General features: G+C 64.3%; 19 protein-coding genes. 13 read left to right on the top strand and 6 right to left on the bottom strand.

Annotated features, from left to right (window positions below):
• Window positions 1–80: 80 nt before the first annotated feature.
• The 3 genes from AAGS40_RS08380 to dapC form a co-directional block, all read right to left on the bottom strand.
• Window positions 81–446 (bottom strand): ArsC family reductase, encoded by a 366-nt coding sequence (locus AAGS40_RS08380; protein ID WP_345810824.1) that lies wholly within the window; start codon window positions 444–446, stop codon window positions 81–83.
• The gene (dapD, locus tag AAGS40_RS08375; RefSeq protein ID WP_345810823.1) at window positions 446–1,273 is read right to left on the bottom strand and encodes a 2,3,4,5-tetrahydropyridine-2,6-dicarboxylate N-succinyltransferase; all 828 of its coding nucleotides are present in this window, start codon (window positions 1,271–1,273) and stop codon (window positions 446–448) included. The genes AAGS40_RS08380 and dapD overlap by 1 nt, the downstream gene beginning before the upstream one ends.
• Window positions 1,274–1,343: 70 nt before the next feature.
• On the bottom strand, window positions 1,344–2,561 hold the full coding sequence (gene dapC / locus AAGS40_RS08370; RefSeq protein ID WP_345810821.1) for a succinyldiaminopimelate transaminase: 1,218 nt from the start codon (window positions 2,559–2,561) through the stop codon (window positions 1,344–1,346).
• 689 nt (window positions 2,562–3,250) lie between these two features.
• Here dapC and AAGS40_RS08365 point away from each other — a divergent pair.
• The 5 genes from AAGS40_RS08365 to def all read left to right on the top strand — a co-directional run bounded on the left by AAGS40_RS08365 (window position 3,251) and on the right by def (window position 12,251).
• The gene (locus AAGS40_RS08365; protein WP_345810820.1) at window positions 3,251–4,285 is read left to right on the top strand and encodes a DMT family transporter; all 1,035 of its coding nucleotides are present in this window, start codon (window positions 3,251–3,253) and stop codon (window positions 4,283–4,285) included.
• Between the two features lie 173 nt (window positions 4,286–4,458).
• On the top strand, window positions 4,459–7,977 hold the full coding sequence (gene smc / locus AAGS40_RS08360) for a chromosome segregation protein SMC (RefSeq protein WP_345810819.1): 3,519 nt from the start codon (window positions 4,459–4,461) through the stop codon (window positions 7,975–7,977).
• Between the two features lie 113 nt (window positions 7,978–8,090).
• On the top strand, window positions 8,091–9,395 hold the full coding sequence (locus AAGS40_RS08355; RefSeq protein ID WP_345810818.1) for a cell division protein ZipA C-terminal FtsZ-binding domain-containing protein: 1,305 nt from the start codon (window positions 8,091–8,093) through the stop codon (window positions 9,393–9,395).
• A 259-nt stretch (window positions 9,396–9,654) separates the two neighbouring features.
• Window positions 9,655–11,721 (top strand): NAD-dependent DNA ligase LigA, encoded by a 2,067-nt coding sequence (gene ligA / locus AAGS40_RS08350; RefSeq protein WP_345810817.1) that lies wholly within the window; start codon window positions 9,655–9,657, stop codon window positions 11,719–11,721.
• Window positions 11,718–12,251 carry a peptide deformylase gene (gene def, locus AAGS40_RS08345; protein WP_345810816.1) on the top strand — a complete coding sequence of 178 codons (534 nt, stop codon included), beginning with the start codon at window positions 11,718–11,720 and terminating at the stop codon, window positions 12,249–12,251. The genes ligA and def overlap by 4 nt, the downstream gene beginning before the upstream one ends.
• A gap of 118 nt (window positions 12,252–12,369) precedes the next feature.
• Here def and AAGS40_RS08340 read toward each other — a convergent pair whose 3' ends face one another.
• Genes AAGS40_RS08340 through map form a run of 3 tightly spaced genes read right to left on the bottom strand, consistent with a single transcriptional unit; the run spans window position 12,370 to window position 17,959 of the window.
• Window positions 12,370–14,523, bottom strand: a complete 2,154-nt coding sequence (locus tag AAGS40_RS08340) for a pseudouridine synthase (RefSeq protein WP_345810815.1) — start codon at window positions 14,521–14,523, stop codon at window positions 12,370–12,372.
• Window positions 14,524–14,529: 6 nt separating this feature from the next.
• A complete protein-coding gene (locus tag AAGS40_RS08335; RefSeq protein ID WP_345810814.1) occupies window positions 14,530–17,109 on the bottom strand; it encodes a [protein-PII] uridylyltransferase in 2,580 nt (859 codons plus the stop codon).
• 37 nt (window positions 17,110–17,146) lie between these two features.
• A complete protein-coding gene (map, locus tag AAGS40_RS08330; RefSeq protein ID WP_345810813.1) occupies window positions 17,147–17,959 on the bottom strand; it encodes a type I methionyl aminopeptidase in 813 nt (270 codons plus the stop codon).
• A 500-nt stretch (window positions 17,960–18,459) separates the two neighbouring features.
• Here map and rpsB point away from each other — a divergent pair, with 500 nt between their 5' ends.
• From rpsB to rseP, 8 genes are all read left to right on the top strand, one after another.
• Complete coding sequence (rpsB, locus tag AAGS40_RS08325) at window positions 18,460–19,212, top strand: 30S ribosomal protein S2 (protein ID WP_345810812.1); 753 nt, start codon at window positions 18,460–18,462, stop codon at window positions 19,210–19,212.
• 206 nt (window positions 19,213–19,418) lie between these two features.
• Window positions 19,419–20,300 (top strand): translation elongation factor Ts, encoded by an 882-nt coding sequence (tsf, locus tag AAGS40_RS08320; RefSeq protein WP_345814321.1) that lies wholly within the window; start codon window positions 19,419–19,421, stop codon window positions 20,298–20,300.
• Between the two features lie 223 nt (window positions 20,301–20,523).
• Window positions 20,524–21,237 (top strand): UMP kinase, encoded by a 714-nt coding sequence (pyrH, locus tag AAGS40_RS08315; protein ID WP_006048674.1) that lies wholly within the window; start codon window positions 20,524–20,526, stop codon window positions 21,235–21,237.
• A gap of 98 nt (window positions 21,238–21,335) precedes the next feature.
• Window positions 21,336–21,896 (top strand): ribosome recycling factor, encoded by a 561-nt coding sequence (gene frr / locus AAGS40_RS08310; protein ID WP_345810810.1) that lies wholly within the window; start codon window positions 21,336–21,338, stop codon window positions 21,894–21,896.
• A 144-nt stretch (window positions 21,897–22,040) separates the two neighbouring features.
• On the top strand, window positions 22,041–22,823 hold the full coding sequence (gene uppS, locus AAGS40_RS08305; protein WP_345810809.1) for a polyprenyl diphosphate synthase: 783 nt from the start codon (window positions 22,041–22,043) through the stop codon (window positions 22,821–22,823).
• A complete protein-coding gene (locus AAGS40_RS08300) occupies window positions 22,817–23,638 on the top strand; it encodes a phosphatidate cytidylyltransferase (protein WP_345810808.1) in 822 nt (273 codons plus the stop codon). Before uppS ends, AAGS40_RS08300 begins: the two co-directional genes overlap by 7 nt.
• A gap of 10 nt (window positions 23,639–23,648) precedes the next feature.
• Window positions 23,649–24,854 carry a 1-deoxy-D-xylulose-5-phosphate reductoisomerase gene (locus AAGS40_RS08295; protein ID WP_345810807.1) on the top strand — a complete coding sequence of 402 codons (1,206 nt, stop codon included), beginning with the start codon at window positions 23,649–23,651 and terminating at the stop codon, window positions 24,852–24,854.
• Window positions 24,855–24,861: 7 nt separating this feature from the next.
• Complete coding sequence (rseP, locus tag AAGS40_RS08290) at window positions 24,862–26,262, top strand: RIP metalloprotease RseP (protein ID WP_345810806.1); 1,401 nt, start codon at window positions 24,862–24,864, stop codon at window positions 26,260–26,262.
• Window positions 26,263–26,328 lie beyond the last annotated feature (66 nt).

The following is a 26,328-nucleotide window of genomic DNA, read 5'->3' as shown; positions in this document are numbered from 1 at the left end:
ACGGCTTGTCAGGCCACGCGGCCTGGGCCGCGCGTCACTTCATATTGCGCCGGGTGGCGCGATGCTCCTCGCGCGCAGGTTCACGCGAACAGCGCTGCGTAGTCTTCAGCCGAAAAACCCAGCGACTTCACGCGCCCGTTGACCACCAGCACCGGCCGCTTGATCACGGACGGCTTGTGGATCATCAGCGCGATCGCGCCGGACTGCGTATCCGCAGCCGCTTTCATGTCGTCCGACAACGCGCGCCACGTGGTGCCGCGACGGTTCAGCAGTGCGTCCAGCTTCACGTCCTTCAGCCAGTCCTGCACGAGCGGTTCGGTCACGCCGTGCTTCTTGAAGTCGTGAAACTCGAACTCCACGCCGTGCTCTTCCAGCCACACGCGGGCTTTCTTCACGGTGTCGCAGTTCGGAATGCCGTACACCACGGTTTTCGTGCCGCGCGCCATCAGTCGCCTCGCAGCAGCTCGTTCAGACCGACCTTCGCGCGCGTTTTCGCGTCCACCTTCTTGACGATCACCGCGCAGTACAGGCTGTGCGTGCCGTCTTTCGAAGGCAGATTGCCCGCCACCACCACCGAGCCCGCCGGAATGCGGCCGTACGTCACTTCACCGGTTTCGCGGTCGTAAATTTTCGTGCTCTGGCCAAGGTACACGCCCATGGAAATCACCGAGTTTTCTTCGACGATCACGCCTTCCACCACCTCCGAGCGCGCGCCGATGAAGCAGTTGTCTTCGATGATGACCGGGTTCGCCTGCAGCGGCTCCAAGACGCCGCCGATGCCCACGCCGCCCGACAGGTGAACGTTCTTGCCGATCTGCGCGCATGAACCGACAGTGGCCCACGTATCGACCATCGTGCCTTCGTCCACATACGCGCCGATGTTGGTGTACGACGGCATCAGCACGACGTTCTTCGCGATGAACGAGCCGCGTCGCGCAATGGCGGGCGGCACCACGCGAAAGCCACCGGCCGCGAAGTCTTCAGCGCTGTAGTTCGCGAATTTGGACGGCACCTTGTCGTAGAACTGCGAGTAGCCGCCGGCGGGCATGGGCGCGTTGTCTTCCAGACGGAACGACAGCAGCACCGCTTTCTTCAGCCACTGATTGACGACCCAGTCCCCGTCTTTCTTCTCGGCCACGCGCAGCGCGCCCTTGTCCAGTTGCTCGATGGCGTGAGTCACGGCTTCACGCACGTCGGCCGGCGCGGCTTTCGGCGACAGCTCGGCGCGGTTTTCCCAGGCGGTGTCAATGATCTGCTGAAGTTGTTGCGACATATGCGTGCTTTTCTGAAGAGTTGAAGTCTGAAGAGGGAATGCAGTGCGTGAGCGCGATGAACCCGTAAGTTCAGCCCGCGAGCGCGCGGCAAAAATCGACGATGCGCTGCGCGCCCTCGGTGCATTCGTCGACGTCGGCAACGAGCGCGAGGCGCACGAAATTGCGGCCGGGGTTCACACCGTGCGCAGTGCGCGCGAGAAACGAGCCCGGCAGAACCGTCACATTATAGTCGGCGTGCAGGCGCTGGGCGAACTCGGTGTCCGACAGACCCGTGCGCGACACGTCGGCCCACAGGTAGAACGCGGCGTCGGGCAGGCGCACGTCGAGCACCTGCGCGAGCATGGGCGTGACGGTGGAAAACTTCTGCACGTACTTCGCGCGGTTTTCGCGCACGTGCTGCTCGTCGTTCCAGGCTGCGATGCTGGCATTCTGGAACACGGTCGACAAGGCGGCGCCGTGGTATGTCCGGTATAGCAGGAAGTCTTTCAGGATCGCGGCGTCGCCGGCGACGAAGCCCGAGCGCATGCCCGGTACGTTCGAACGCTTGGACAGGCTCGACAGCATCACGAGCCGTTCGAAGCCGCGGCCGAGCCGGTGCGCGGCTTGCAGACCGCCGAGCGGCGGGCTTGCTTCGTCGAAATAGATCTCGGAATAGCATTCGTCCGATGCGATCACGAAGCCGTGACGGTCGGACAGCGCAAACAGTTCGCGCCAGTCGTCGAGCGTGAGCACTGCGCCGGTGGGATTGCCCGGCGAGCACACGTACAGCAGTTGCGTGCGCGCCCAGACGTCGTCCGGCACCGCCGAATAGTCGCAGGCGAAGTTGCGCGCCGGGTCGCTGTTCACGAAGTACGGTTGCGCACCGGCGAGAATGGCCGCGCCTTCATAGATTTGGTAGAAAGGGTTCGGACAGAGTACGATCGCAGGCTCGCCGCCGGCATTCCTTTTCGGGTCGATCACCGTCTGGGCGAGCGCGAACAGCGCCTCGCGCGAACCCGACACCGGCAGCACCTGGGTCGCGGGATCGACCGGCGGCAGGCCGTAGCGCTGCGTCACCCATTTCGCAATCGACTCACGCAACGCGGGCGTGCCGATCGTCGCCGGATAGGCCGCGAGACCGCCGAGCGAGGCGATCACGGCGTCGCGGATCAGCGCGGGCGTGGGATGCTTCGGTTCGCCAATGCCGAAGCTGATGGGCGAGAGGCCGGCTGGCGGCGTGACGTTCTTGAAAAGGACGCGCAGCTTGTCGAACGGATAGGACTGAAGGGAGTCGAGTAGCGGGTTCACGGGTGGATCGGGCCTGATCGAAGAGAAAACGCAGAGAGGTGCTGAAGCTCGTGCTGCGTGGCGTTGCCTGAAGCGCCTGACCGTTGCTGCCAACAGTTGCCGCTGACGGTTGCGACCGACAGATGCCACCGACAGTCGCCGCTTGTAGTGGCCACGGACAGTTGCCACGGACGCGGCTGCCGGTACAACCTGCCGCACGCAAGCTTGCCACGTGCAAAGCCGCTCGGCAGCAATAGCGCCGGCCGATGCCGACCACCTGCGTCAGCGGCGAATGGCAGCAGCGTCGAGCGAATGATTATAACGTGGCGCGCGGCCGGTCGCGGCCGAAGCAGCGCCGCGGCACCGGCGGTGGTACAGCCGGCGCGACCCGCCAGGCCGCACATTGAATGTGCGGCAGCGGGAACGACGCGAACCGCCGACGGTTCGCGTAAAAAAGCAGGAGCAGCAATGTATCTCGCAGCAACGGAGACATCGGCACACCACGCGCGCCACGACGCGCCATTTTCTGGCGACAGCCCGCAGGCCCAGCGTCCGCACGGCCGCGCCAACTCCGATCCGGTTCGATGCTTCGGCATGACCGGATCTCGCCGGAAGAGGTCGCGTGCGGTCTCGCATGTGACCCGCCATCGTGCCGCGCGGGGCTTTCTCATTCGCGCCGCGCGCTTCCCGTTCAGCCGGAGGCGCGCATCATGACGAACTGGCTGCGCACTGGCTGGCCGACGCTCGCAATCATGCTGGGTGCGTCGGTGTGGGGAATGATCTGGTATCCGCTGCGCATGCTGGCCGCGCTTGGCGTAACCGGCACGGCCGCGAGCGCGCTAACGAGCGCCGCAGGGTGTCTGTTCGTGCTGCTGGTGCGTTATCGCGCCCTCAGGACCGTGAGGTGGCACGGGCTGTTGCCGGCGCTCGCGCTCGCGGCCGGCATCACCAATCTGGGCTTCGTGTGGGGATCGATTCATGGGCAGGTGATGCGCGTGCTGCTGCTGTTCTATCTCACCCCGGCATGGACCGCGCTGTTCGCGCATTTCATCCTGCACGAGCGCCTGACGTGGTCGGGCGCAATGCTTGCCGCGCTGTCGCTCGCGGGTGCGATGACGATGCTGTGGTCGCCCCAGCTCGGCATTCCGGTACCCGGCAATCTCGCCGAGTGGGCGGGGCTCATGGGCGGCATGGGCTTCGCGATGAGCAACGTGCTGATTCTCAAGACAAGCCGCGTGCTGCCCGACATGAAGCCGGAAATGCGTACCGCGACCATCTTCGGCGGCGCGGCGATCTTCAGCGCGTGCGCGTCGCTGTTCGAGGCGATGCCCGCGCCGCCCACCGGCGCACATCTGGGCACGGCGGCGCTGCTGGTGCTCGGGCTGGGTTTCCTGCTGGCGTCGAACAATATGCTGGTGCAGTACGGGCTTTCGCGCGTACCGGCCAACCGGGCGTCGATCATCATGCTGTTCGAGATCGTGGTCACCGCGCTGTCCGCGTGGCTTTTCGCCGGCGAGACACCCGGTCCGCGCGAATGGGCGGGCGGTGCGTGCATCGTGTTGGCCTCGGCTTTGTCCAGCTGGGTGCACCGGACGAAGCCCGAGCCGTTCAATCGCGCCGCGAGCGACGGCCAGCCCGACGCGCTCAACGACTCGCACCCTGACTCGCCGCATGGCCCGCACCACGACACCACGGGCAATCCCGGGCAAAAGGACGGCAAGAACCGTCCACGTGCGATGGTATGATTGCCCCTCATTAGCCAGACGCGCGCCTCACCGCGCGCAGTCGGCGCCCCGTCGTGGGGAATCTGAGGGGATTCGCGGGCCGATTGATTGCATGTGCATGCAGCCTTGGCGAGCGGTTCACGCAGCCTCCACGAGCCACCTGTTAATTTCCCTTTTCCAACAGCGAAATCGCCGTGCGTCTGACCTCGATCAAACTCGCTGGCTTCAAGTCATTCGTCGATCCCACGCATTTTCAGGTTCCGGGCCAGCTAGTCGGCGTGGTCGGGCCGAACGGGTGCGGCAAGTCCAACATTATTGACGCCGTGCGCTGGGTGCTCGGCGAATCGCGCGCCTCCGAGCTGCGTGGCGAGTCGATGCAGGACGTGATCTTCAATGGCTCGACCGCGCGCAAGCCGGGTAGCCGCGCCAGCGTCGAACTCGTGTTCGACAACGCCGACGGCCGCGCCGCCGGCCAGTGGGGCCAGTATGCCGAAATCGCCGTCAAGCGCGTGCTCACGCGCGACGGCACGTCGAGCTACTACATCAACAATCTGCCGGCGCGCCGCCGCGACATTCAGGACATCTTTCTCGGTACGGGCCTCGGGCCGCGCGCGTACGCCATCATCGGGCAGGGCATGATCGCGCGCCTGATCGAGGCGAAGCCGGAAGAACTGCGTGTGTTCCTCGAAGAAGCCGCGGGCGTGTCGAAGTACAAGGAACGCCGCCGCGAAACGGAGAATCGTCTGCATGACACGCGGGAGAATCTGACGCGCGTCGAAGATATCGTCCGCGAACTCAGTACGAATCTCGAGAAGCTGGAAGCGCAGGCCGTGGTCGCCACGCGCTACCGCGAATTGCAGACGGACGGCGAGGAGAAGCAGCGCCTGTTGTGGCTGCTGCGCAAGAACGAAGCGGGCAGCGAGCAGGAACGTCAGAAGCGCGCAATCGAACAGGCGCAGATCGACCTCGAAGCGCATACCGCGAAGCTGCGTGAAGTCGAGGCGCAACTCGAAACGCTGCGTGTCGCGCATTATTCCGCGAGCGACGCAATGCAAGGCGCGCAGGGCGCGCTGTACGAGGCGAATTCGGAAGTGAGCCGGCTCGAAGCGGAGATCAGGTTCATCGTCGAATCGCGCAACCGCGTGCAGGCGCAGATCGCCGCGCTCACCGCGCAACGCGAACAGTGGCTCGCCCAGTCGCAAAAGGCGCAGGACGATCTCGAAGACGCCGGAGAGCAACTGGCCGTCGCCGAAGAAAAAGCCGCGCTCGCCGAAGACGAAGCCGCCGCGAAGCACGACGCCATGCCCGCGCTCGAAGCGCGCTGGCGCGACGCGCAAACCGACCTGAACGCCGAGCGCGGCGCAATTGCGCAAACGGAACAGGCGCTCAAGCTCGAAGCCGCGCATCAACGGAACGCCGACCAGCAATTGCAGCAGTTGCAGCAGCGCCATGAGCGTCTGAAGTCGGAAGCGGGCGGTCTCGACGCCCCCGACGAAGCGCAGCTCGAAGAGTTGCGCATGCAACTGGCCGAGCACGAGGAAATTCTCGCCGACGCCCAGGCGCGGCTCGCCGACGCACATGAAACGCTGCCGCGTCTGGACGGCGAACGCCGTGCCGCGCAGGAGCGCGTGCAGGCGGAGAGTGCGCAGATCCATCAGCTCGACGCGCGGCTTGCGGCGCTCAGGCAGTTGCAGGAAAACGTCCAGACCGAAGGCAAGATCCAGCCGTGGCTCGAGAAGCACGAACTGGGCGGCCTGCCGCGTCTGTGGAAGAAGCTGCATGTCGAAGCCGGCTGGGAAAGCGCGCTCGAAGCGGTCCTGCGCGAGCGGCTCGCGGCGCTCGAAGTGTCGAATCTCGATTGGGTGAAGGCCTTCGCCACCGACGCGCCGCCCGCCAAGCTCGCGTTCTACGCGCCGCCCGCCGCCGGCCAGCCGGTCGCCGCGCCGCCTTCGTTGCGTCCGCTGCTGTCGCTCGTGCGCATTGACGACGCGGGCATCCGCGCGGTGCTGAACGACTGGCTCGGCCTGTCGTTCGTCGCCGACGATCTGCAGCAGGCGCTCGCCATGCGCGCGCAGTTGCCCGAAGGCGGCGTGTTCGTCGTCAAGGCGGGTCACATGGTGACGCGCGTCGGTGTGCAACTGTATGCGGCTGACTCCGAGCAGGCCGGCATGCTCGCGCGCCAGCAGGAAATCGAAAATCTCGCTCGTCAGGTGCGCGCGCAGGCGTTGCTCGCCGACGAGGCAAAGGCCGCGGCGATTCGCGCCGAAGCCGCCCACACGCAAGCCGCTCAGGCGTTGACGGAGGTGCGCCAGCAGGCCGAACGCGCGACGCAGCGCGTTCATGCACTGCAACTCGACGTACTCAAGCTCACGCAGGCGCACGAGCGTTACACGCAGCGCAGCACGCAGATTCGCGAAGAGCTCGAGGAGATCAATGCGCAGATCGAAGAGCAGCGCGCGATGCGGGCCGAGTCCGAGGCCAATTTCGAGCGTCACGATGGGGAACTCGCTGAGTTGCAGGCGCGTTTCGAAGACCATCAACTGGCCTTCGAAGCACTCGACGAAACCCTCACCGCTGCACGCGGCGAGGCGCGTGAGCTCGATCGCGCCGCGACCGACGCGCGCTTCGCGGCGCGTAACATGGCGAACCGCATCGACGAGTTAAAGCGCAGCATCCAGATCGCACAGGAGCAGAGCGAGCGAGTCGAAGCGTCGCTCGAAGATGCCCGCGCCGAACTTGAGACGATCAACGAGCAAACCGCGCACACCGGCTTGCAGGACGCGCTGGACATCCGTTCCGTGAAGGAAGAGGCGCTGCATGCCGCGCGCCTCGAACTGGATGACCTGACCGCCAAACTGCGCGCCGCCGATGAAACCCGTCTGACGGCCGAACGCGCGCTGCAACCGCTGCGCGACCGTATCAACGAATTGCAGTTAAAGGAACAGGCGGCGCGTTTGAACGGAGAACAGTTCGTCGAACAGCTCGCGGCCGCCGGCGTCGACGAGGCCGAGCTGCAGGCCAAGCTCACGCCGGACATGAAGCCGTCATATCTGCAAGGCGAGGTCACGCGCATCAATAACGCCATCACGGCGCTTGGGCCGGTCAACATGGCCGCGCTCGATGAACTGAAGGCGGCGACCGAGCGCAAGTCGTTCCTCGATTCGCAGTCCACCGACCTGAACAGCGCAATCGAAACGCTCGAAGACGCGATCCGCAAGATCGACGCCGAAACGCGAACGCTGCTGCAAGGCACGTTCGATCAGGTGAACCTGCATTTCGGCGAACTGTTCCCGCGTCTGTTTGGCGGCGGCCAGGCCCGGCTCATCATGACCGGCGACGAAATTCTCGATGCCGGCGTGCAGGTCATGGCGCAGCCGCCTGGCAAGAAGAATTCGACGATTCACCTGCTGTCGGGCGGCGAAAAAGCGCTGACCGCGACCGCACTGGTGTTCGCGATGTTCCAGCTGAATCCCGCGCCGTTCTGTCTGCTCGACGAAGTGGACGCGCCGCTCGACGACGCGAACACGGAACGTTTCGCGAACCTCGTGCGGGCGATGTCGGACAAAACGCAGTTCCTGTTCATCTCGCACAACAAGATCGCCATGGAAATGGCGCAGCAATTGATCGGTGTGACGATGCAGGAGCAGGGCGTATCGCGGATCGTGGCCGTCGACATGGAAACGGCTGCGGGTTTCGCCCAGAATATCGTTTGATTTCAGGTTGAAGAAGATCGCGGGCGTCCGCGTTCAGCGCAGCGGCTCTGGGCCGCGCGAACGTGGAGCGGGCGCAAAGCCGCGCAGATAAGAGAATTGCTGACGGAGCATGCATGGACGAGTTGACACTCGGTTTGATCGGCGCGGGTGCCGTGGTGGTCGGTGGCGTGGTGGTGTACAACGCGTGGCAGGGCGCGAAGGTGCGTCGCAAGATGCCTCGGCCCATGCCGGCCGAAACCGCCGAGAGTTTTGCGCAGGACGACCAGCAGGACCACAGTCCGTTCATTGAACCGGCCCGGCCCACGACGCGTCGCGAACCCGTGGTGGGCACGGAACCGCTCGGCGATCCTTCGTCCGCGCGTGTCGAGCCGACCTTTGGCGCGGCGACCGGCGCCGCGCCGCTCGACACGCCCGCTGACATTCAGGCCGAGACGACCACACCGAACGGCTACCCGGAAGCCGAAGGCGTAGCCGAGGCGGAAGGTGCCGAAGCGGCAGCGAATGAGGCGAGGGCGGCGAGCGCTGCCAGAGCCGCGAGGTCCGCGGCCGACGAGCCCATCGAGCCGATCCTGCCCGCCGCCACGACCATCTCGTCGGCGCCGCCGGCCATCGTCGATCGTCGCATCGACTGTATCGTGCCGATCCGCCTGAATGGGCCGGTGGCAGGCGACAAGGTCATTCCGCTTGCGCAGCGTCTGCGCCGGGCGGGCAGCAAGCCGGTGCATATCGAGGGCAAGCTCGAAGGTGGCGCATGGGAGTTGCTGCAAAACGGCGCGCGTTATGAAGAACTGCGCGCGGCCGCGCAACTGGCCAATCGTAGCGGCGCGCTCAATGAACTGGAGTTTTCCGAGTTCGTCACGGGTGTGCAGCAGTTCGCCGACGCGCTGGACGCATCGCCGGAATTTCCCGACATGCTCGAAACGGTGGCAATGGCGCGCGAACTCGACGCTTTTGCCGCGCAGTGCGACGCGCAACTGTCGATCAACGTGCTGTCCGATGGCGCGCCCTGGTCAGCGAACTATGTGCAGGCAGTGGCGTCGCAGGACGGCCTGCTGCTTTCGCGCGACGGCACCCGCTTCGTCAAGCTCGATGCAAAGCAGAGCCCGGTGTTCATGCTGCAGTTCGGGGACACCAATTTTCTGCGCGACGACCTCACGTACAAGGGCGGCCAGATGATTACGCTGGTGCTCGACGTGCCGGTCGCGGACGAAGACATCCTGCCGTTCCGTTTGATGTGCGACTACGCGAAATCGTTGGCCGAGCGCATTGGTGGACGAGTGGTGGACGACGGCCGCCGGCCTTTGCCGGAAAGCGCGCTGCTTGCGATCGAAAAGCAGTTGATGACCCTTTACGCGAAGCTTGAACAGGCGGGCATTCCGGCGGGCTCGCCGGCTACGCGGCGATTGTTCAGCCAGTAAGCGGCGGCTTGACCGTTTTTGCTGCTGGTGTTTTTTTGTTGATTGCCACCGTAGTCCCGCGGTGAATCCTCATTTTTTGCCGTTCAACGGCCGCACGACTGTGCGGCCGTTTTCATTTGTTCGCGCGCCTGCTCATTTCACTTGTACGCTCAGATCCGCACACGCGAAGCGCGTCGACCCGGCTATTCGGCCGATGTAAAGGGGCACGCTTCCTGCGATAATCCCATGTCCGTATTACAACGAAGAACCCTCTGACAGCATGGCCCGAAATCCCGCCTCCAGAAAAGCAACCAGCGCCCCGGCCGAGCGTGCCGCGTGGCTGCGCGCGGAACTAGAACGCGCCAACTACGCCTACTACGTGCTCGACCAGCCGGATTTGCCGGACGCGGAATACGACAAGCTCTTCAAGGAACTGGAGCATATCGAATCGGAGCACCCTGACCTGATCGTGCCGGACTCGCCCACGCAGCGTGTCGGTGGCGAGGCGGCGAGCGGTTTCGAGCCGGTCGTGCATGATCAGCCCATGCTGTCGCTGAACAACGGTTTTGCCGACGAAGACATTCTCGCGTTCGACAAGCGGGTTGGCGACGCGCTCGGCAAGAACGCGAGCGAGCCGCCCGTGCCGGTCGAATACGCCGCTGAACTAAAGTTCGACGGGCTGGCCATCTCGCTGCGCTACGTCGACGGCGTGTTCGTGCAGGCGTCCACTCGCGGCGACGGCACCACGGGCGAGAACGTCACGGAAAACGTCCGCACCATCCGCTCGATTCCGCTCAAGCTCAAGGGCAAACGCGTGCCGCACGTGCTCGACGTGCGCGGCGAAGCGCTGATGTTCAAGCGCGATTTCGAGCGCCTGAACGAACGGCAGCGGGCCGCGGAACACAGGGAGTTCGCCAATCCGCGTAACGCCGCCGCCGGCAGTCTGAGGCAACTCGATCCGAAGATCACCGCGCAGCGCCCGCTGTCGTTTTTTGCGTACGGGATCGGCGTGCTCGAAGGCGTCGAGATGCCCGCTACACACAGCGAACTGCTCGACTGGTACAAGGAACTCGGCTTGCCGGTGAACGGCGAGCGCGCGGTGGTGAAAGGCGCGGACGGTCTGCTTGGCTTCTTCCACAAGATCGGCGAGAAGCGCGACAAGCTGCCTTATGACATCGACGGCGTGGTCTACAAGGTGAACCGCCGCGATGAACAGGACGCGCTCGGTTTCGTGTCGCGTGCGCCGCGTTTTGCGCTCGCGCACAAGTTCCCGGCACAGGAGGCGCTGACCCGGCTCGTCGCGATCGACGTGCAAGTGGGGCGCACCGGCGCGATCACGCCCGTGGCGCGGCTGGAGCCGGTGTTCGTCGGCGGCGCGACGGTCACGAACGCGACGCTGCACAATGAAGACGAAGTGCGCCGCAAGGACATTCGCATCGGCGACACGGTGATCGTGCGGCGTGCCGGCGACGTGATCCCCGAAGTAGTGAGCGCGCTGCTGGATCGTCGTCCGGACGATGCGCGCGAGTTCGTCATGCCCACGCATTGCCCGGTGTGCGGATCGAGTATCGAGCGGCTGCCGGACGAGGCGATTGCGCGTTGTACCGGCGGCCTGTTTTGCCCGGCGCAGCGCAAGCAGGCGTTATGGCACTTTGCGCAACGGCGCGCGCTGGACATCGACGGGCTCGGCGAAAAGATCATCGATCAACTGGTCGAACAGAACCTGGTGCGTACGCCGGCCGATCTGTTTAATCTTGGCTTTGCAACGCTCGCGCAACTGGACCGCTTCGCCGACAAGTCCGCGCAGAACCTGCTCGATTCACTGGAAAAGGCCAAGCACACCACGCTCGCGCGCTTCATCTATGCGCTCGGTATCCGGCACGTCGGCGAATCGACGGCCAAAGACCTCGCCAAACATTTTGGCTCGCTCGATCCGATCATGGACGCGTCGGTGGAGGCGCTTCTGGAAGTCAACGACGTCGGGCCGGTGGTCGCCGAGGCGATTCACCAGTTTTTTGCGGAAGAGCACAACCGCACGGTGATCGAGCAGTTGCGCGCGCCGGGCAAGGTCACGTGGCCGGAAGGGCCGCCTGCGCCGAAGGCGCCGCAAGGCGTACTGGCCGGCAAGACCGTTGTGCTGACGGGCACGTTGCCGTCGCTTGCCCGCGAGGAAGCGAAAGAAATGCTCGAAGCGGCCGGCGCGAAAGTGGCGGGGTCGGTGTCGAAGAAAACCGACTATGTGGTGGCGGGCGCGGACGCGGGCAGCAAGCTGGCGAAGGCCGAGGAACTCGGCGTTCCCGTACTCGACGAAGATGGTATGCGTAAGCTCCTGGAGGGCCAGTTATGATCCGCGACATTCTCAAGATGGGCGATCCGCGTTTGCTGCGCATTGCCGATCCGGTCGATCACTTCGACACGCCCGAGTTGCATGAACTCATCAAAGATATGTTCGAGACCATGCACGACGCCAATGGCGCGGGTCTCGCCGCGCCGCAGATTGGCGTCAACCTGCAGGTCGTGATCTTTGGTTTCGGCAGCAATCAGCGCTATCCGGACGCGCCGCCGGTGCCCGAAACGGTGCTGATCAATCCGACCATCACGCCGGTTTCGCAGGATATGGAAGAAGGCTGGGAAGGTTGCCTGTCGGTGCCGGGCCTGCGCGGCGCGGTGAACCGTTTCTCAATGATCAGGTACCACGGCTTCGACCAGTACGGCAATGCGATCGACCGTGTCGCCGAAGGTTTTCACGCGCGCGTAGTGCAACATGAGTGCGATCATCTGATCGGTAAGCTCTATCCCATGCGGATCACGGATTTCGCGAAGTTTGGCTTTACCGAGGTGCTGTTTCCCGACATGGACCCGAATAGCGACGATTGATCGCGCGATCTGCCGCCCACACGGCGGCCATGAAAAAACCCACGCGTGGCGTGGGTTTTTCTTTTGCAGCGGCGGAGCACGCGGCCAGAGACGAGCAGCCTGCACGCAGCGCGCGTTGTCAGAAAGTCTCGTCCGGTGAAAGATAGCGCCACTGTCCCGGCGGCAACGCGCCGAGCATCACCCGGCCCATGCGCACGCGCTTGAGGCCGATCACTTCGAGCCCGACCAGTTCGCACATGCGACGGATCTGCCGTTTCTTGCCTTCGCGCAAGACGAAGCGCAGTTGCTCGCCGTTTTGCCAGCTTACCTGCGCGGGCTTGAGCGGCACATCGTCGAGCGACAGGCCGTGGCGCAGCAGCGCGAGGCTTTCCGGCGGGAAATGGTGTTCGACGTCGACGGTGTGTTCGCCGTAGGCGACGCGCACCAGATATTCCTTGTCGATCTCCGAATGACCGCCGATCAGCTGCTTGGCGATACGGCCGTCCTGCGTCAGCACGAGCAGACCCGTCGAATCGATATCAAGACGGCCGGCCGGCGCCAATTGGCGCAAATGCGCGACGGAGAAGCGGATCTCCGAGCGATCGCCTTCCCAGCGATTTTCGGGCGTGACGAGCGTGATCGCCGGCTGATAGCCGTCTTCCGCCTGACCCGACACGAAGCCCACCGTCTTGTGAACCAGCACGGTCACCTGACTCGCCTGCGCGGCTTCGGCGGCGGGGTCGATCTCGATGCGCTGATCCGGACGGACCTTCGTGCCGAGCGTGTCGATGCGTTCGCCGTCCACCAGCACCCAGCCTTTTTCGATCCATTCGTCGGCTTCGCGGCGCGAGCACATGCCGAGTTCCGACATCAGCTTGGACAGACGCAGCGTGCCGGGCGCATCTTCGTAGTCGCGGCGCGGCGTGCGTGGGATGTCGTCCGATTCCGCGTCACGGCGCGCGTGGGCTGCGGCTGATGCGCCGCGCGGCTTGTCGCCGCGTGTCGCGCTGCGATCGTCGCCGAAGCGGCGGCCTGCGGACGGGGTTGATCTGTCGAACGGGCGTGCCGGGCGCTCACCCGTACGGTCACCCCGTTCGCCGGCGTGTGCCGGGCGGTCTGCGGATCCACGTCTGGCGGGGGCGCGTTCGCTGCGATCGTCGCGCGGGGCGCGTGCCGGGCGGTCTGAACGTTCGCCGTAGCTGCCGCTGCGGACCGGCTTTGCAAAGCTACGCTCGCCACGCTCCGAGGGGCCGCGCTCGTTGTCGAAACGGCGCGGCGCGCCTTCGCGGGGTGCGCGTTCGGTGCGCTCACCGCGGTTGCCCCGATCGCCGCGCTCGGCGCGATCGCTGCCGAAGCGCGGCCGGTCTGTGCCGCTGCCGCTGCCGGCACTGCGCGCGGGACGTTCGCCGCGGGCGCCGCCCTCTGCCGGTCGGCCTGCGCCATGCCGTGCGCCGGCAAGCGGACGACGCTCGCCGTCGTCGCGACGCGGCGTACGTTGGCCATCGACTGGACGAGGACCGCGGTTGCTGCTGCCCTCGAATTTTCGCGGCGCGCGTTCGCTGCGATCGGCGGTGCCTTCGAAGCGGCGCGGGGCGCGTTCGCTACGATCGGCTGCGCCTTCGAAGCGGCGAGGCGCACGTTCGCTACGATCGGCTGTGCCTTCGAAGCGGCGCGGCGCGCGGTCGCTACGGCCACCTGCGCCTTCAAACTTGCGCGGCGCGCGTTCACTGCGATCAGGCGCGCCTTCAAACCTTCGCGGCGCACGTTCGCCGCGTTCACCTGCACCTTCAAACCTGCGAGGCGCGCGCTCGCTGCGATCGGCTGCGCCCTCGAAGCGGCGAGACGCACGTTCGCCACGATCGGCTGTGCCCTCGAACCTGCGCGGCGCGCGCTCGGTGCGATCTCCAGCGCCCTCGAAGCGACGCGCCGCGCCGCCCGCGCCTTCGCGTCGCGGTGGACGCTCCGAAGTCTCACGACGTCCGGCTCCGGCGACTGCGCCAGCGCCAGCGCCGCGTTCGCGGGAAAACGATCCCTCTGCGCGCGGCGCACGCGCTCCGGCGCCGGCCGGTTTGCCGCCCGTCGCCCGTTTGCCGCCGGCGCCGCCAAGACCACCTGACGATGCCGTGCCGGCGCGCCCGCGTTCTCCGCGCTCAGCACCCGAACCCGCCGCCGACGTTGACGACTTCGGCCCCGCCGGGCGCGTCGGCTTACGCGCCGACGGACTTCCGGTACGGACAGGGGCGCGTTCGGACGAAGCCGGCCGCGGGTGCTTGGCTGTTAATTTGACTCGCATGAAATCTCACACTGCGATTGCGCGCAGCAGTTCGGTCTCGACCTGAATTTGCAGGCGGCTGTCAGACAGGCCGCGTCCATCAAGCAGGAACACGTCTTCGACGCGTTCGCCGAGCGTATTGATCCGCGCCGAAGCGACGCCGACCCGATGCTCGGCCAGCACGCGCGCAATCGAATAAAGAAGGCCTGGCCGGTCGTTCGCCGACACGGACAGGATGTAGTATTGGCCGCGCTCGTCGGCCCGAAGATCGACGCGCGGCGTGACAGGGAAGGTCCGCGACAGCCGCGACAACCGGCCTTTCGACGGCCCGGGGAGCAGGGTGCCGTCACCGGTCAGGCGGGCGGTCAGTTCCTGTTCGACCAGATTGGCGATATCGCGATAATGCACGTCTTCTTCGGTATGCGCGACGAGGAAATTATCGAGCGCATAGCCGTGACGGGTCGTGCTCACTCGCGCATCCAGCACCGAGAGCCCGTTGCGGTCGAAATAGGCGCAGATGCCGGCGAACAGATCGGGCTCGTCCTTCACGTACACGAGCACCTGCAGCGCTTCGCCGATCGGCGACGGACGCGCGCGCACAATGGGCGTTGGCGTCTCGACATGGCGATACAGCACGCGGGTCTGCCACGCAATGTCCGCGGCGTCGTGACGCAGAAAATAGCCGATGTCGAGCTTGTCCCACAGCGCCCGTTGCGCGCCTTCCGGTACGGTTTCGAGGCGCAGCAGCGCGAGCGCTTCTTCCTGGCGCGACTTGAGCTCCGAGTGCGCGTCAGGCCGCGCGCCGCCGAGCACCGCCAGCGTCGCACGGTACAGGTCTTCGAGCAGCTTGCCCTTCCAGGTATTCCAGACTTTCGGGCTGGTGCCGCGAATGTCGGCGACGGTCAGCAGATAGAGCGCGGTGAGCCGGCGCTCCGTGCCAACCAGCTCGGCAAAACGTTTGATGACTTCCGGGTCGCTCGTGTCCTGCTTCTGCGCGACCTGACTCATGGTCAGATGCTGTTGAACCAGCCAGACGACGAGTTCGGTGTCCTCGGCGTCGATGCCGTGCGCGCGGCAGAAACGCCGCGCGTCAGCCATGCCCAGCGTGGAATGGTCGCCGCCGCGCCCTTTCGCGATATCGTGAAAGAGGGCAGCCACGTACAGCAACCATGGACGGTCGAAGTTCGCAATCAGCTGGCTGCAAAACGGATACTCGTGCGCGTGCTCGGCCACCGCGAAACGGCGCAGATTGCGCAGGACCATCAGAATGTGCTGATCGACCGTGTACACGTGATACAGATCGTGCTGCATCTGGCCGACGATCCGGCGGAAGTTCAGCAGATAGCGACCGAGCACGCTGGTCTGGTTCATCAGACGCAGCGCATGCGTGATGCCGGCTGGCTGCTTCAGAATCTCCATGAAGAGGTGCCGGTTCTCGGGATCGCGCCGCCAGTGCTGGTCCATCAGGTCGCGCGCATTGTAGATGGCGCGCAGCGTGCGCGCCGATAGCCCCTTCACGCCAGGCGTCTGCTCGTACAGCAGGAACGCTTCCAGGATCGCGTTCGGCTCGCGCTCGAACACGTCGTCATGCGCAATTTCCAGCATGCCCTGTTTTTCGACGAACCGGTCCGACAGCACGCGCGTGATGCCGCTCGTACTAGGAAAAAGTTGCGCTTCGATATTCTGGATCAGGATCGTGGCCAACTGGGTGACGGCCTTCGCCGACCAGTAGTAGCGGCGCATCAGCTGTTCGCTCGCGCGCTTGGTGGCGGTGGGCTTGTACCCGAAACTCTCCGCGACCGCGGTCTGCAGATCGAAAACCAGGATGTCCTGCCGACGCCCCGCGACCACGTGCAGCCGCGCGCGCAGCGCCTTCAGAAAACTTTCGTTGCGGCGCAGTTCGCGCGCTTCGCGTCCGGTAATCAGGCCGCGCGCTTCGAGTTCGCGCCAGCTGCTGCCGAAACCCGCCGCCTGCGTGATCCACAGGATCAGTTGCAGATCGCGCAGGCCGCCCGGACTTTCCTTGACATTCGGTTCGAGCGCATAGGGCGTGTCCTGGAACTTCGCGTGACGTTGACGCATTTCCAGCACCTTGGCCTGGAAAAACGCCTTCGGGTCGAGCGCTTCACGGTAGCGCCTCGAAAAGTCGTCGAACAGTTCAGCGCTGCCTGTAATCCGGCGGGCCTCCAGCAGCGAGGTTTGCACGGTCACGTCGTTGGCGGCTTCCTCCAGACATTGCGACACGCTGCGCACGCTGCTGCCGAGTTCCAGCCCGAGATCCCACGCAAGGCTGATGAATCGCTCGACGCGCGCTTCGAGATGTTCGACCGGCGTGTCGGGCAGCAGCACCAGAATGTCGATATCCGAGTGCGGCGCGAGTTCGCCGCGCCCGTAGCCGCCGACCGCCAGCAGCGCAAGTTCGGACGGCAGTTCGCAAGTGTTCCAGGCGGCGCGCAGGGAGTCGTCCGTGGCGCGCGCCAGAGACGCCATCAACGCGTCGACGTTGGTGGCGGTCCTGAAGCGTTCCAGCAAGCGGGCTTTGGCCACTTTGTAGTCCGCCTTGAGCGACGTGGCGTGGGAAGGGGCGACGACTGGAACACTACTCATTGGCAGGCGGGCGGTGGGTTCGGAGGTCGCGGGCGGCTCAGGCCGTGGTGGCCGCGACGATCGGCGGACGCGCCGGCGTGCCGGCGGAAATGGTCAACACGTCGTAGCCGGTTTCGGTGACGAGCACGGTATGTTCCCACTGCGCCGACAGGCTGCGGTCTTTGGTCTTGACGGTCCACTGGTCCGGCATGGTGCGAATGTCGCGACGGCCGGCGTTGATCATCGGCTCGACGGTGAAAATCATGCCGGCCTGCAGCTCGAGCCCTGTACCGGGACGGCCGTAGTGCAGGATCTGCGGATCTTCGTGAAATACCGTGCCGATGCCATGGCCGCAGTACTCGCGCACGACGCTGTAGCCTTGCGCTTCCGCATGCTTCTGGATCGCGTGCCCGATATCCCCGAGATGCGCGCCCGGCCGAACCTGGTCGATGCCGAGCCACATGCATTCGAAGGTGGTCTGCACCAGCCGTTTGGCCATGATCGAGCCTTCGCCGACAATGAACATCCGGCTCGTGTCGCCGAAATAGCCTTCCTTGATAACCGTGACGTCGATATTCAGCGCGTCGCCGTTTTTCAGTGCCTTTTCGCCGGGGATGCCGTGGCAGATCACGTCGTTCACGGAAATGCAGGTCGCTTTCGGGTAGGGCGGGTAGCCGGGGGGCTGATAATTCAGCGGCGCCGGAACCGTGCCCTGTTCCTTCAGCATATATTCATGACAGAGGCGGTCGAGTTCGCCCGTTGTGACGCCGGCCGTGATGAACGGCGTGATGTAGTCGAGCACTTCGCTTGCCAGCTTGCAGGCGACGCGCATTTGCGCGATATCGTGTTCGTTTTTGAGAGTAATAGCCATGAGTCGGGCCTGAAATGCGATTTATTGCATGATTATCGCACCATATTCCGGCTGCCGCAGCGTTTTGCAACGGCTTGCGCAGGTATCGGTTGCGACTTCGGCCGCGCTTCTGTCACGTTTTTGACGCGACTCTGACGCGGTCTTGACGCGCTTAGGTCGGGTGGGAGGCACAGTCGCGCTTCGCCCGCTCGCTGACCGGCACGGCTTGGGCGGGCGGTCCGGTCGGTTGAGTCGGGCGGTAGTCGCGTGCTATACTCTTTGGCTAAGTCGGTCCACGTCTTGTTTTTTAGCTGTGTGAGTCTTGAATCAGCTATCAAGGTCGGCGGGGCGGCTTTTCGTGGCGTTAGTTGCCTGCGTCATGAGAGCAGATAAAGCAGTAAAAAAGGCAACAAACTCGCAAGCCGGTGCACCCAGGGTGTCCGTCGCGTGCCAGCCGGAGAGAACGGCGGGCGCGGCCGATACGGCAGCCGGCTTAAGACCCAACCCTCGCGGAGATTTTCATGGCAGTTACCATGCGTCAAATGCTGGAAGCCGGTGTCCACTTCGGTCACCAAACGCGCTTCTGGAACCCCAAGATGGCCCCCTTCATTTTCGGTCATCGCAACAAGATTCACATCATCAACCTCGAAAAGACGCTGCCGATGTACAACGACGCGCTGAAGTACGCGCGTCAACTGGCAGCGAATCGCGGCACGATCCTGTTCGTCGGCACGAAGCGTCAATCGCGCGACACGATCGCCGAAGAGGCGCAGCGCGCGGGCATGCCTTTCGTCAACGCCCGCTGGCTCGGCGGCATGCTGACCAACTTCAAGACGCTGAAGGTGTCGATCAAGCGTCTGAAAGACATGGAAGCAGCGCTGGAAGCCGGTGAAACCGAGCGCATGAGCAAGAAAGAAGCGCTGCTGTTCGAGCGCGAAATGGCCAAGCTGCAAAAGTCGATTGGCGGCGTGAAGGACATGGGCGGCGTTCCGGACGCGATCTTCGTGGTCGACGTCGGTTATCACAAGATTGCCGTGACCGAAGCCAACAAGCTGGGCATTCCGGTAATCGCCGTGGTCGACACGAACCACTCGCCGGAAGGCATCGACTACGTGATCCCGGGTAACGACGACGCGTCGAAGGCTGTTGCTCTGTACGCGGCTGGCGTGGCTGACGCTATCGTCGAAGGCCGTGCGAATGCGGTCAACGAAGTGGTGCAGGCTGCACGTGGCGGTGACGGCGACGAGTTCGTCGAGGTCAACGCGGAAGCGTAAAGCTGCCCCGTGTCCGGCAAAAAAGGGGGCTGACTACAGGCCCCCTTTTTTTAAGCCGCGACGCCTTTGGCGGGGCTGCGGAAGCAGCGCTCCGTACGGTGCCCAACATGTAGTCCGTAAAAAATACGCATTACGCTGAAACGAATTCTTGCCGCCGGTATCGAAGTCCGGGCGGCGTGTGACAGATAGAACTCAAGGAGCAAATGATGGCGGCAATTACCGCAAGCATGGTTGCAGAACTGCGCGCGAAGACCGACGCGCCGATGATGGAATGCAAGAAAGCGCTCACGGAAGCCGACGGCGACATGGCGCGCGCTGAAGAGCTGCTGCGCGTCAAGCTGGGCAACAAGGCGAGCAAGGCAGCGTCGCGCGTGACGGCGGAAGGCGTGGTCGCATCGTTCATCGGCGGCAACGCAGGTTCGCTGGTCGAGCTGAACTGCGAAACCGACTTCGTTTCGAAGAACGACGACTTCCTCGCGTTCTCGAAGAAGATCGCCGAACTGGTCGCGACGCAAAATCCGGCTGACGTCGCTGCGCTGTCGGCCCTGCCGCTCGACGGCTCGACGGTCGACGCAGTGCGTCTCGCGCTCGTCGGCAAGATCGGTGAAAACCTGTCGATCCGCCGTTTCGTGCGCTTCGAAACGTCGAACAAGCTGGCAGCTTACCTGCACGGCACGCGTATCGGCGTGCTGGTCGAGTACACCGGCGGCGACGAGCAGGTCGGCAAGGACGTGGCCATGCACATCGCTGCAATGAAGCCGGTCTCGCTGTCGTCGGACGACGTGCCGGCGGATCTGATCGCCAAGGAGCGCAGCATCGCTGAGCAGAAGGCTGCCGAATCGGGCAAGCCGGCTGAAATCGTCGCGAAGATGGTCGACGGCAGCGTGCAAAAGTATCTGAAGGAAGTGTCGCTGCTGAACCAGACGTTCGTGAAGAACGACAAGCAGACGATCGAACAGATGCTGAAGGCCGGCAACTCGAGCGTTCAGAAGTTCGCACTGTTCGTGGTGGGCGAAGGCATCGAGAAGAAGCAGGACGACTTCGCAGCAGAAGTGGCCGCCCAAGTCGCTGCTGCAAAGCAACAATAAGGTTCGCCTAAGCATTGCTGTTGTATCGTTGGACCCGCGGCAGGGCAAGACCCTGCCGCGGTCGGCGGCGCCGCAAGGCCGCGCGCGGGTTGACCCTCGCCGCGCGAGCCGCCTCTGGTGGGCTTCACGGCCCGGCAAATTTGGCGGCGCTTGCCCGAATCAGCATTTCACCCCTACATTAGTCCCTTGTTGTTGCCCTGTTCTGCGCGATCTGGATACCCCTATGCCCACAGCCTACAAACGCGTCCTGCTCAAACTCTCCGGTGAAGCTCTGATGGGCGACGATGCCTTCGGCATCAATCGCGCGACCATCGAACGAATGGTGGCGGACGTGGCCGAAGTGGTCCGTCTCGGAACACAGCTGGCCGTGGTGATCGGCGGCGGCAACATTTTCCGCGGCGTCGCGGGTGGCGCGGCGGGTATGGACCGCGCCACGGCCGACTACATGGGTATGCTGGCCACCATGATGAACGCGCTCGCGCTGCAGGACGCCATGCGTCACGCCGGCATCGAAGCGCGCGTGCAATCCGCGCTGCGCATGGATCAGGTAGTCGAGCCGTACATTCGGCCCCGTGCGATCCGCCAGCTCGAAGAAGGCAAAGTTGTGATTTTTGCCGCGGGCACGGGCAATCCGTTCTTCACTACGGATACCGCCGCCGCGCTGCGCGGCTCGGAAATCGGTGCGGAGGTCGTGCTGAAGGCAACCAAGGTGGACGGCGTCTATTCCGCCGATCCGAAAAAAGACCCGAGCGCGACGCGCTACACCACGATCAGCTTCGACGAGGCAATCGGCCGCAATCTGCAGGTGATGGACGCCACCGCCTTCGCGCTGTGTCGCGACCAGAAGCTGCCGATCCGTGTGTTTTCGATCGTCAAGCCGGGCGCGCTCAAGCGCATCGTACTAGGCGAGGACGAGGGCACCCTCGTCCACGTGTAAACTCTCGTTCACATAACGTGGGCTTTTGCGCGAGCCCGGGCCGCCGCATCGCGCGTGCTGGCCGGCTCGCACCGTTCTGAAGGTTCGGAGGTTTAAAAATGTCTGTGGCTGATATCAGGAAGGGCGCTGAGCAGAAGATGCAGCGCTCCATCGACGCGTTCAAGAACGACCTGTCGAAAATCCGCACGGGCCGTGCGCATACCGGCCTGCTCGATCACATCCAGTGCGATTACTACGGCTCGCCGGTGCCCATCTCGCAGGTCGCGAACCTCACGCTGATCGACGCACGTACTATCGGCGTGCAGCCGTGGGAAAAGAAGATGGTCCAGGTCGTCGAAAAGGCGATCCGTGAGTCGGACCTCGGTCTGAACCCTGCCACGCAAGGCGACGTGATCCGCGTGCCGATGCCCGCGCTGACCGAAGAGCGCCGCCGCGAACTGACCAAAGTGGTCAAGAGCGAAGCGGAAACGGCCAAGGTGGCCGTGCGCAATCTGCGCCGTGACGCGAACGAGCAACTGAAAAAGCTCGTGAAAGACAAGGAAATTTCGGAAGACGACGAGCGTCGCGCGAGCGACGACGTGCAGAAGCTGACGGACCGTTTCGTTGCCGAGATCGACAAGCTCGTCGTGACGAAGGAAGCCGAGATCATGACGGTCTGAGGCCGGTTGGGGCGCCTTGGCACTACGCCGGGCGCGCCCAGGGCGTCCGCCCCTCGGGGAACCTGGCGTGAAGCGCCACGTTTGGGGCACCCAGTCAGTTTCAGGGTTTCCACTTCTAATTTTGCAGTCACTGTCCCAACGGCCATGACCTATACCAGCTCAACCGTGCGCGTGCCTGATGTCGCCGCGGTGCCGCGACATATCGCGATTATCATGGACGGCAATGGCCGTTGGGCCACGAAACGGCGCCTGCCGCGTGTGGCTGGCCATACACGCGGCGTCGACGCAGTGCGTGCGGCTGTCGAGGCGTGCGCCCGCCAGGGCGTCGAGTATCTGACGCTGTTCGCCTTCAGTTCCGAAAACTGGCGTCGTCCGAACGACGAAGTGTCGTTCCTGATGCGCCTGTTCGTCAGCGCCCTCGAACGCGAGATCGGCAGGCTGCACGCCAACGGCATCCGTCTGCGCGTAGTCGGTGATCTCGATAAGTTCGACACGCGCATTCGCGACCTGATCCGGCGCGCGGAAACCAAAACCGCGCGCAATACCCGTCTTACGCTGACCATCGCCGCCAATTACGGCGGCCGCTGGGACATCATGCAGGCCACCCGCAAGCTCGCCGAGCAATCGGCGCTGGCAGGCAAGGCGGTCGAGGTGAACGAGGATTCGTTTGCGGAGCATCTGTCCATGGCTTATGCGCCGGAGCCGGATCTCTTCATCCGCACCGGCGGCGAGCGTCGTGTCAGCAATTTCCTGCTGTGGCAGCTTGCGTACACCGAGTTTTACTTCACCGACACCTTCTGGCCGGACTTCGACGCCGACGCGCTCAACCATGCGATCGCTTCGTATGCGGAGCGTGAACGCCGTTTCGGCCGCACCAGCGCTCAACTCGAGCGGCAATCGCAGAACGTCGATTCGCTTCCATGCTAAGAACCCGTGTTATCACGGCGATCATCCTGCTGGCGGTGTTCCTGCCGGTTACGCTGTTCGCGCCGGTGGGCGCGTTCGGCGCGCTGATCGCTTTCGTGGTCGTTTTCGCGGCGTGGGAGTGGGCGCGGCTTCTGAAGCTGGGCGGCGCCGGTCCGGTCATCTACGCGCTGGTGGCCGCGGCCGCGCTCGTCGCGAGTACGCGGCTGGGTACGGGCGTCGTGGAGCCGCGGCCGTTGTTCAAGGCGGCTGCCATCTTCTGGGTCATTGCGGGCCCGTTCGTGCTGCTGCGCAAGCCGACGCTGGCGCAACGCGCATGGCGCCCCTTTCTGCTGGTTGCCGGCATTGTGGTGTTCGCCGCGTGCTGGCATGCTCTCGTCGCCGCGCGCATGCAGGGCGTGCCGTTCGTGCTGTCCTTGCTGCTTCTGGTATGGCTGGCCGATATCGGTGCATACTTCTCCGGCAAAGCTTTTGGAAAGCACAAGCTGGCGCCTGCCATCAGTCCGGGTAAAACCTGGGAGGGCGCAATAGGCGGCTGGCTGGTGGTCATGATCGTCGCGGGCGCGGCGATCTTTTTGCATGCGTTCGAGCCGACCCTGTATTCTGCGCTGCTGGTGCACTGGGGCGCCATTCGCGCGCTGCTCGCGCTGACCTTGCTGGTCGCGTTCAGCGTGGTGGGCGATCTGTTCGAATCGATGATGAAACGCCAGGCCGGGGTGAAGGATTCAAGCGGCCTGTTGCCGGGGCACGGTGGCGTGCTCGACCGCATCGACGCATTATTGCCGGTGCTGCCGCTTGCCATGCTGCTGCTCGGCTAGAGAAAGAGATATGCAAAAACGTCTGACATTGCTCGGTTCCACGGGCTCGATTGGAGACAGCACGCTCGACGTCGTCGCGCGTCATCCAGAGCGTTTCTCGGTTTATGCGCTGACCGCGCATCGCAACGGCGACAAGCTCGTCGAGCAATGTCTGCGCTTCAAGCCCGAAGTCGCTGTGGTCGGCGACGCCAGTACGGCCGCGCGCGTCGCGGCAAAGCTGCGCGAAGCGGGTTGCAAGACCGAGGTCACGTATGGGCCGCAAGCGCTCGTCGACGTGTCGAAGAGCGAAAGCTGCGATACGGTCGTCGCGGCGATCGTCGGCGCGGCAGGCCTTGCGCCGAGTCTCGCGGCCGCACAGTCCGGCAAGCGCATTCTGCTTGCCAACAAGGAAGCGCTCGTCATGTCCGGCGCGATTTTCATGGACGCGGTGCGCGACAATGGCGCCGTGCTGCTGCCGGTCGACAGCGAACACAACGCAATCTTCCAATGCCTGCCACGTGAAGCCGCGCTGCATGGCGGCGTCTCCAAGATCATTCTGACCGCGTCGGGCGGCCCGTTTCGCACACGCGAACCGTCCACGCTCGCCGAAGTCACGCCGGACGAAGCCTGCAAGCACCCGAACTGGGTCATGGGCCGCAAGATTTCCGTCGACTCCGCCACCATGATGAACAAGGGCCTCGAAGTGATCGAGGCGCATTGGCTGTTCAACCTGCCGGGCGACCGTATCGACGTGCTGATCCATCCGCAAAGCGTGATTCATTCTATGGTCTCGTATGCGGACGGCTCGGTGCTCGCCCAACTCGGCAATCCCGACATGCGCACGCCGATTGCGCACGCGCTCGCGTTCCCGGATCGCGTCGAGTCGGGCGTCGCGCCGCTCGACCTGCTGCAAGTCGCATCGCTGTCTTTCGAAAAGCCGGATTACGCGCGCTTTCCATGTCTCGCGCTCGCCATGAAGGCGCTCGCCGAAGGCGGCATTGCAAGCGCCGCGCTGAATGCCGCGAATGAAATCGCCGTGGACGCTTTCCTGTCTCGCCAGATCGGCTTCATGGCGATTGCGCAGGTGGTCGATTCGGTGCTCAACTCATTGTCCAACCGCAGCGCGCACGCGCTCGAAGACGTGATAGAAGCGGATGCCGCCGCACGTCGCGCCGCTGCCGAATTCATCGCGCGTCTGCCCGACGTCGCCCGTCGCACGGAACGCGCCGTCCAGTGAGGCGCTTATGAACCTGCTGATCGAACTGCTCGCTTTCGCGGTCGCGATTGGCGTGCTGGTGGTCGTCCACGAGTACGGGCATTACAGCGTGGCGCGCCTGTGCGGCGTCAAGGTGCTGCGCTTTTCGATAGGATTCGGCAAGCCGCTTTTCCAGCGGGTGAGCCCGAAGACAGGCACCGAATGGACGATCGCCGCATTGCCGCTCGGCGGCTACGTGAAGATGCTCGACGAGCGTGAAACCGGCGGGGCGCCGATTCCCGCGGAACTGCTGGACCAGGCGTTTAATCGCAAGTCCGTGTGGCGCCGTTTTGCGATCGTTGCAGCGGGCCCGGTCGCCAACTTCCTGCTTGCCATCGTGCTCTTCGCGCTCGTATTCGCAACGGGCGTCACGGAACCGGCGGCGGTAATCGCCACGCCCGCGCCGAACACGCCGGCTGCGGTCGCGGGGCTCGAAGGCGGCGAAACCATCGTGGCCGCCCGTACAGGTGACGCGAGCGAGTCCGAACCGGTTCGCTCATGGTCGGACCTGCGCTGGAAACTGCTGGGCGCGGCATTCGATCACAAGCGCGTGACGTTGAGTGCGAAAGATGCGCATGGCACCTCCGACTTCCAGCTCGATCTGCATGGCGTCACGGAGAAAGACGTCGACGACGACTTCATGTCGCATCTCGGCTTCGAGCCGGGTGGCGGCAAGCTGACGGTCGCAGGCGTTCAGCCAGGCAGCGCCGCGCAGCAGGCGGGTCTCGCAGCGGGCGACCGTTTGCGCGCGGTGGATGGCATTCCTACGGATAACGCCACGACCTTCATCGGGTATGTAAAATCGCACGCCGGCCGGCCGCTCACGCTGCAGGTGGAGCGCCCAGTGCGCGGCGGCCAGAGTCAGGGGCAGGGACAGCTCGACAATATCCGCATCGTCCCGCAGTCGCAACGGGATGAAACAACCGGGCAGCCAATCGGAAGGATCGGCGCGGAACTGGCTACCCAGGTGCCTTCCATCGACGTACATTACGGTCCGATCGAGAGCTTGCAACTCGGTGCCCGGCGCACGTGGGACCTCGCGGTGTATTCCGTGCGCATGTTCGGCCGAATGATCGTGGGCGAAGCGTCGCTGAAAAATCTTTCGGGTCCGGTGACGATCGCCGACTACGCAGGAAAGAGCGCACGTCTGGGTCCTTCCGCATTTTTGTCGTTCCTGGCCCTTGTCAGTATTAGCCTCGGCGTACTGAACCTGCTACCAATTCCGGTATTGGACGGGGGTCATCTGTTATATTATTTGGTTGAAGCCGTGACCGGCAAAGTTGTTTCCGATCGCTGGCAACTCGTTTTTCAGAGGGCGGGTCTCGCCTGCATCGTCGCATTGTCGGCGATCGCGCTGTTCAACGATCTGGCTCGTTTAATCCATTTTTAAAGTGTCCGGCGGCGTTCACGATGGCGACCGTCTGACCTGATGCAGCTATACACACTGGGGAAGCAC

Source organism: Paraburkholderia sp. PREW-6R (assembly GCF_039621805.1).
Lineage (GTDB): Bacteria > Pseudomonadota > Gammaproteobacteria > Burkholderiales > Burkholderiaceae > Paraburkholderia.
Note: the sequence above shows the minus strand (reverse complement) of the source record. Positions and strands in the feature narration are given on the sequence as shown.

What these genes read in the sequence shown, in the direction of transcription:
- def (WP_345810816.1), top strand. Translation starts at nt 11,718, where the DNA reads ATGATCCGCGACATTCTCAAGATGGGCGATCCGCGTTTGCTGCGCATT.
- map (WP_345810813.1), bottom strand. Translation starts at nt 17,959, where the DNA reads ATGGCTATTACTCTCAAAAACGAACACGATATCGCGCAAATGCGCGTC.
- dapD (WP_345810823.1), bottom strand. Translation starts at nt 1,273, where the DNA reads ATGTCGCAACAACTTCAGCAGATCATTGACACCGCCTGGGAAAACCGC.
- AAGS40_RS08340 (WP_345810815.1), bottom strand. Translation starts at nt 14,523, where the DNA reads ATGCGAGTCAAATTAACAGCCAAGCACCCGCGGCCGGCTTCGTCCGAA.
- uppS (WP_345810809.1), top strand. Translation starts at nt 22,041, where the DNA reads ATGACCTATACCAGCTCAACCGTGCGCGTGCCTGATGTCGCCGCGGTG.
- AAGS40_RS08355 (WP_345810818.1), top strand. Translation starts at nt 8,091, where the DNA reads ATGGACGAGTTGACACTCGGTTTGATCGGCGCGGGTGCCGTGGTGGTC.
- AAGS40_RS08335 (WP_345810814.1), bottom strand. Translation starts at nt 17,109, where the DNA reads ATGAGTAGTGTTCCAGTCGTCGCCCCTTCCCACGCCACGTCGCTCAAG.
- AAGS40_RS08380 (WP_345810824.1), bottom strand. Translation starts at nt 446, where the DNA reads ATGGCGCGCGGCACGAAAACCGTGGTGTACGGCATTCCGAACTGCGAC.
- tsf (WP_345814321.1), top strand. Translation starts at nt 19,419, where the DNA reads ATGGCGGCAATTACCGCAAGCATGGTTGCAGAACTGCGCGCGAAGACC.
- pyrH (WP_006048674.1), top strand. Translation starts at nt 20,524, where the DNA reads ATGCCCACAGCCTACAAACGCGTCCTGCTCAAACTCTCCGGTGAAGCT.
- AAGS40_RS08365 (WP_345810820.1), top strand. Translation starts at nt 3,251, where the DNA reads ATGACGAACTGGCTGCGCACTGGCTGGCCGACGCTCGCAATCATGCTG.
- frr (WP_345810810.1), top strand. Translation starts at nt 21,336, where the DNA reads ATGTCTGTGGCTGATATCAGGAAGGGCGCTGAGCAGAAGATGCAGCGC.
- AAGS40_RS08300 (WP_345810808.1), top strand. Translation starts at nt 22,817, where the DNA reads ATGCTAAGAACCCGTGTTATCACGGCGATCATCCTGCTGGCGGTGTTC.
- AAGS40_RS08295 (WP_345810807.1), top strand. Translation starts at nt 23,649, where the DNA reads ATGCAAAAACGTCTGACATTGCTCGGTTCCACGGGCTCGATTGGAGAC.
- rseP (WP_345810806.1), top strand. Translation starts at nt 24,862, where the DNA reads ATGAACCTGCTGATCGAACTGCTCGCTTTCGCGGTCGCGATTGGCGTG.
- rpsB (WP_345810812.1), top strand. Translation starts at nt 18,460, where the DNA reads ATGGCAGTTACCATGCGTCAAATGCTGGAAGCCGGTGTCCACTTCGGT.
- ligA (WP_345810817.1), top strand. Translation starts at nt 9,655, where the DNA reads ATGGCCCGAAATCCCGCCTCCAGAAAAGCAACCAGCGCCCCGGCCGAG.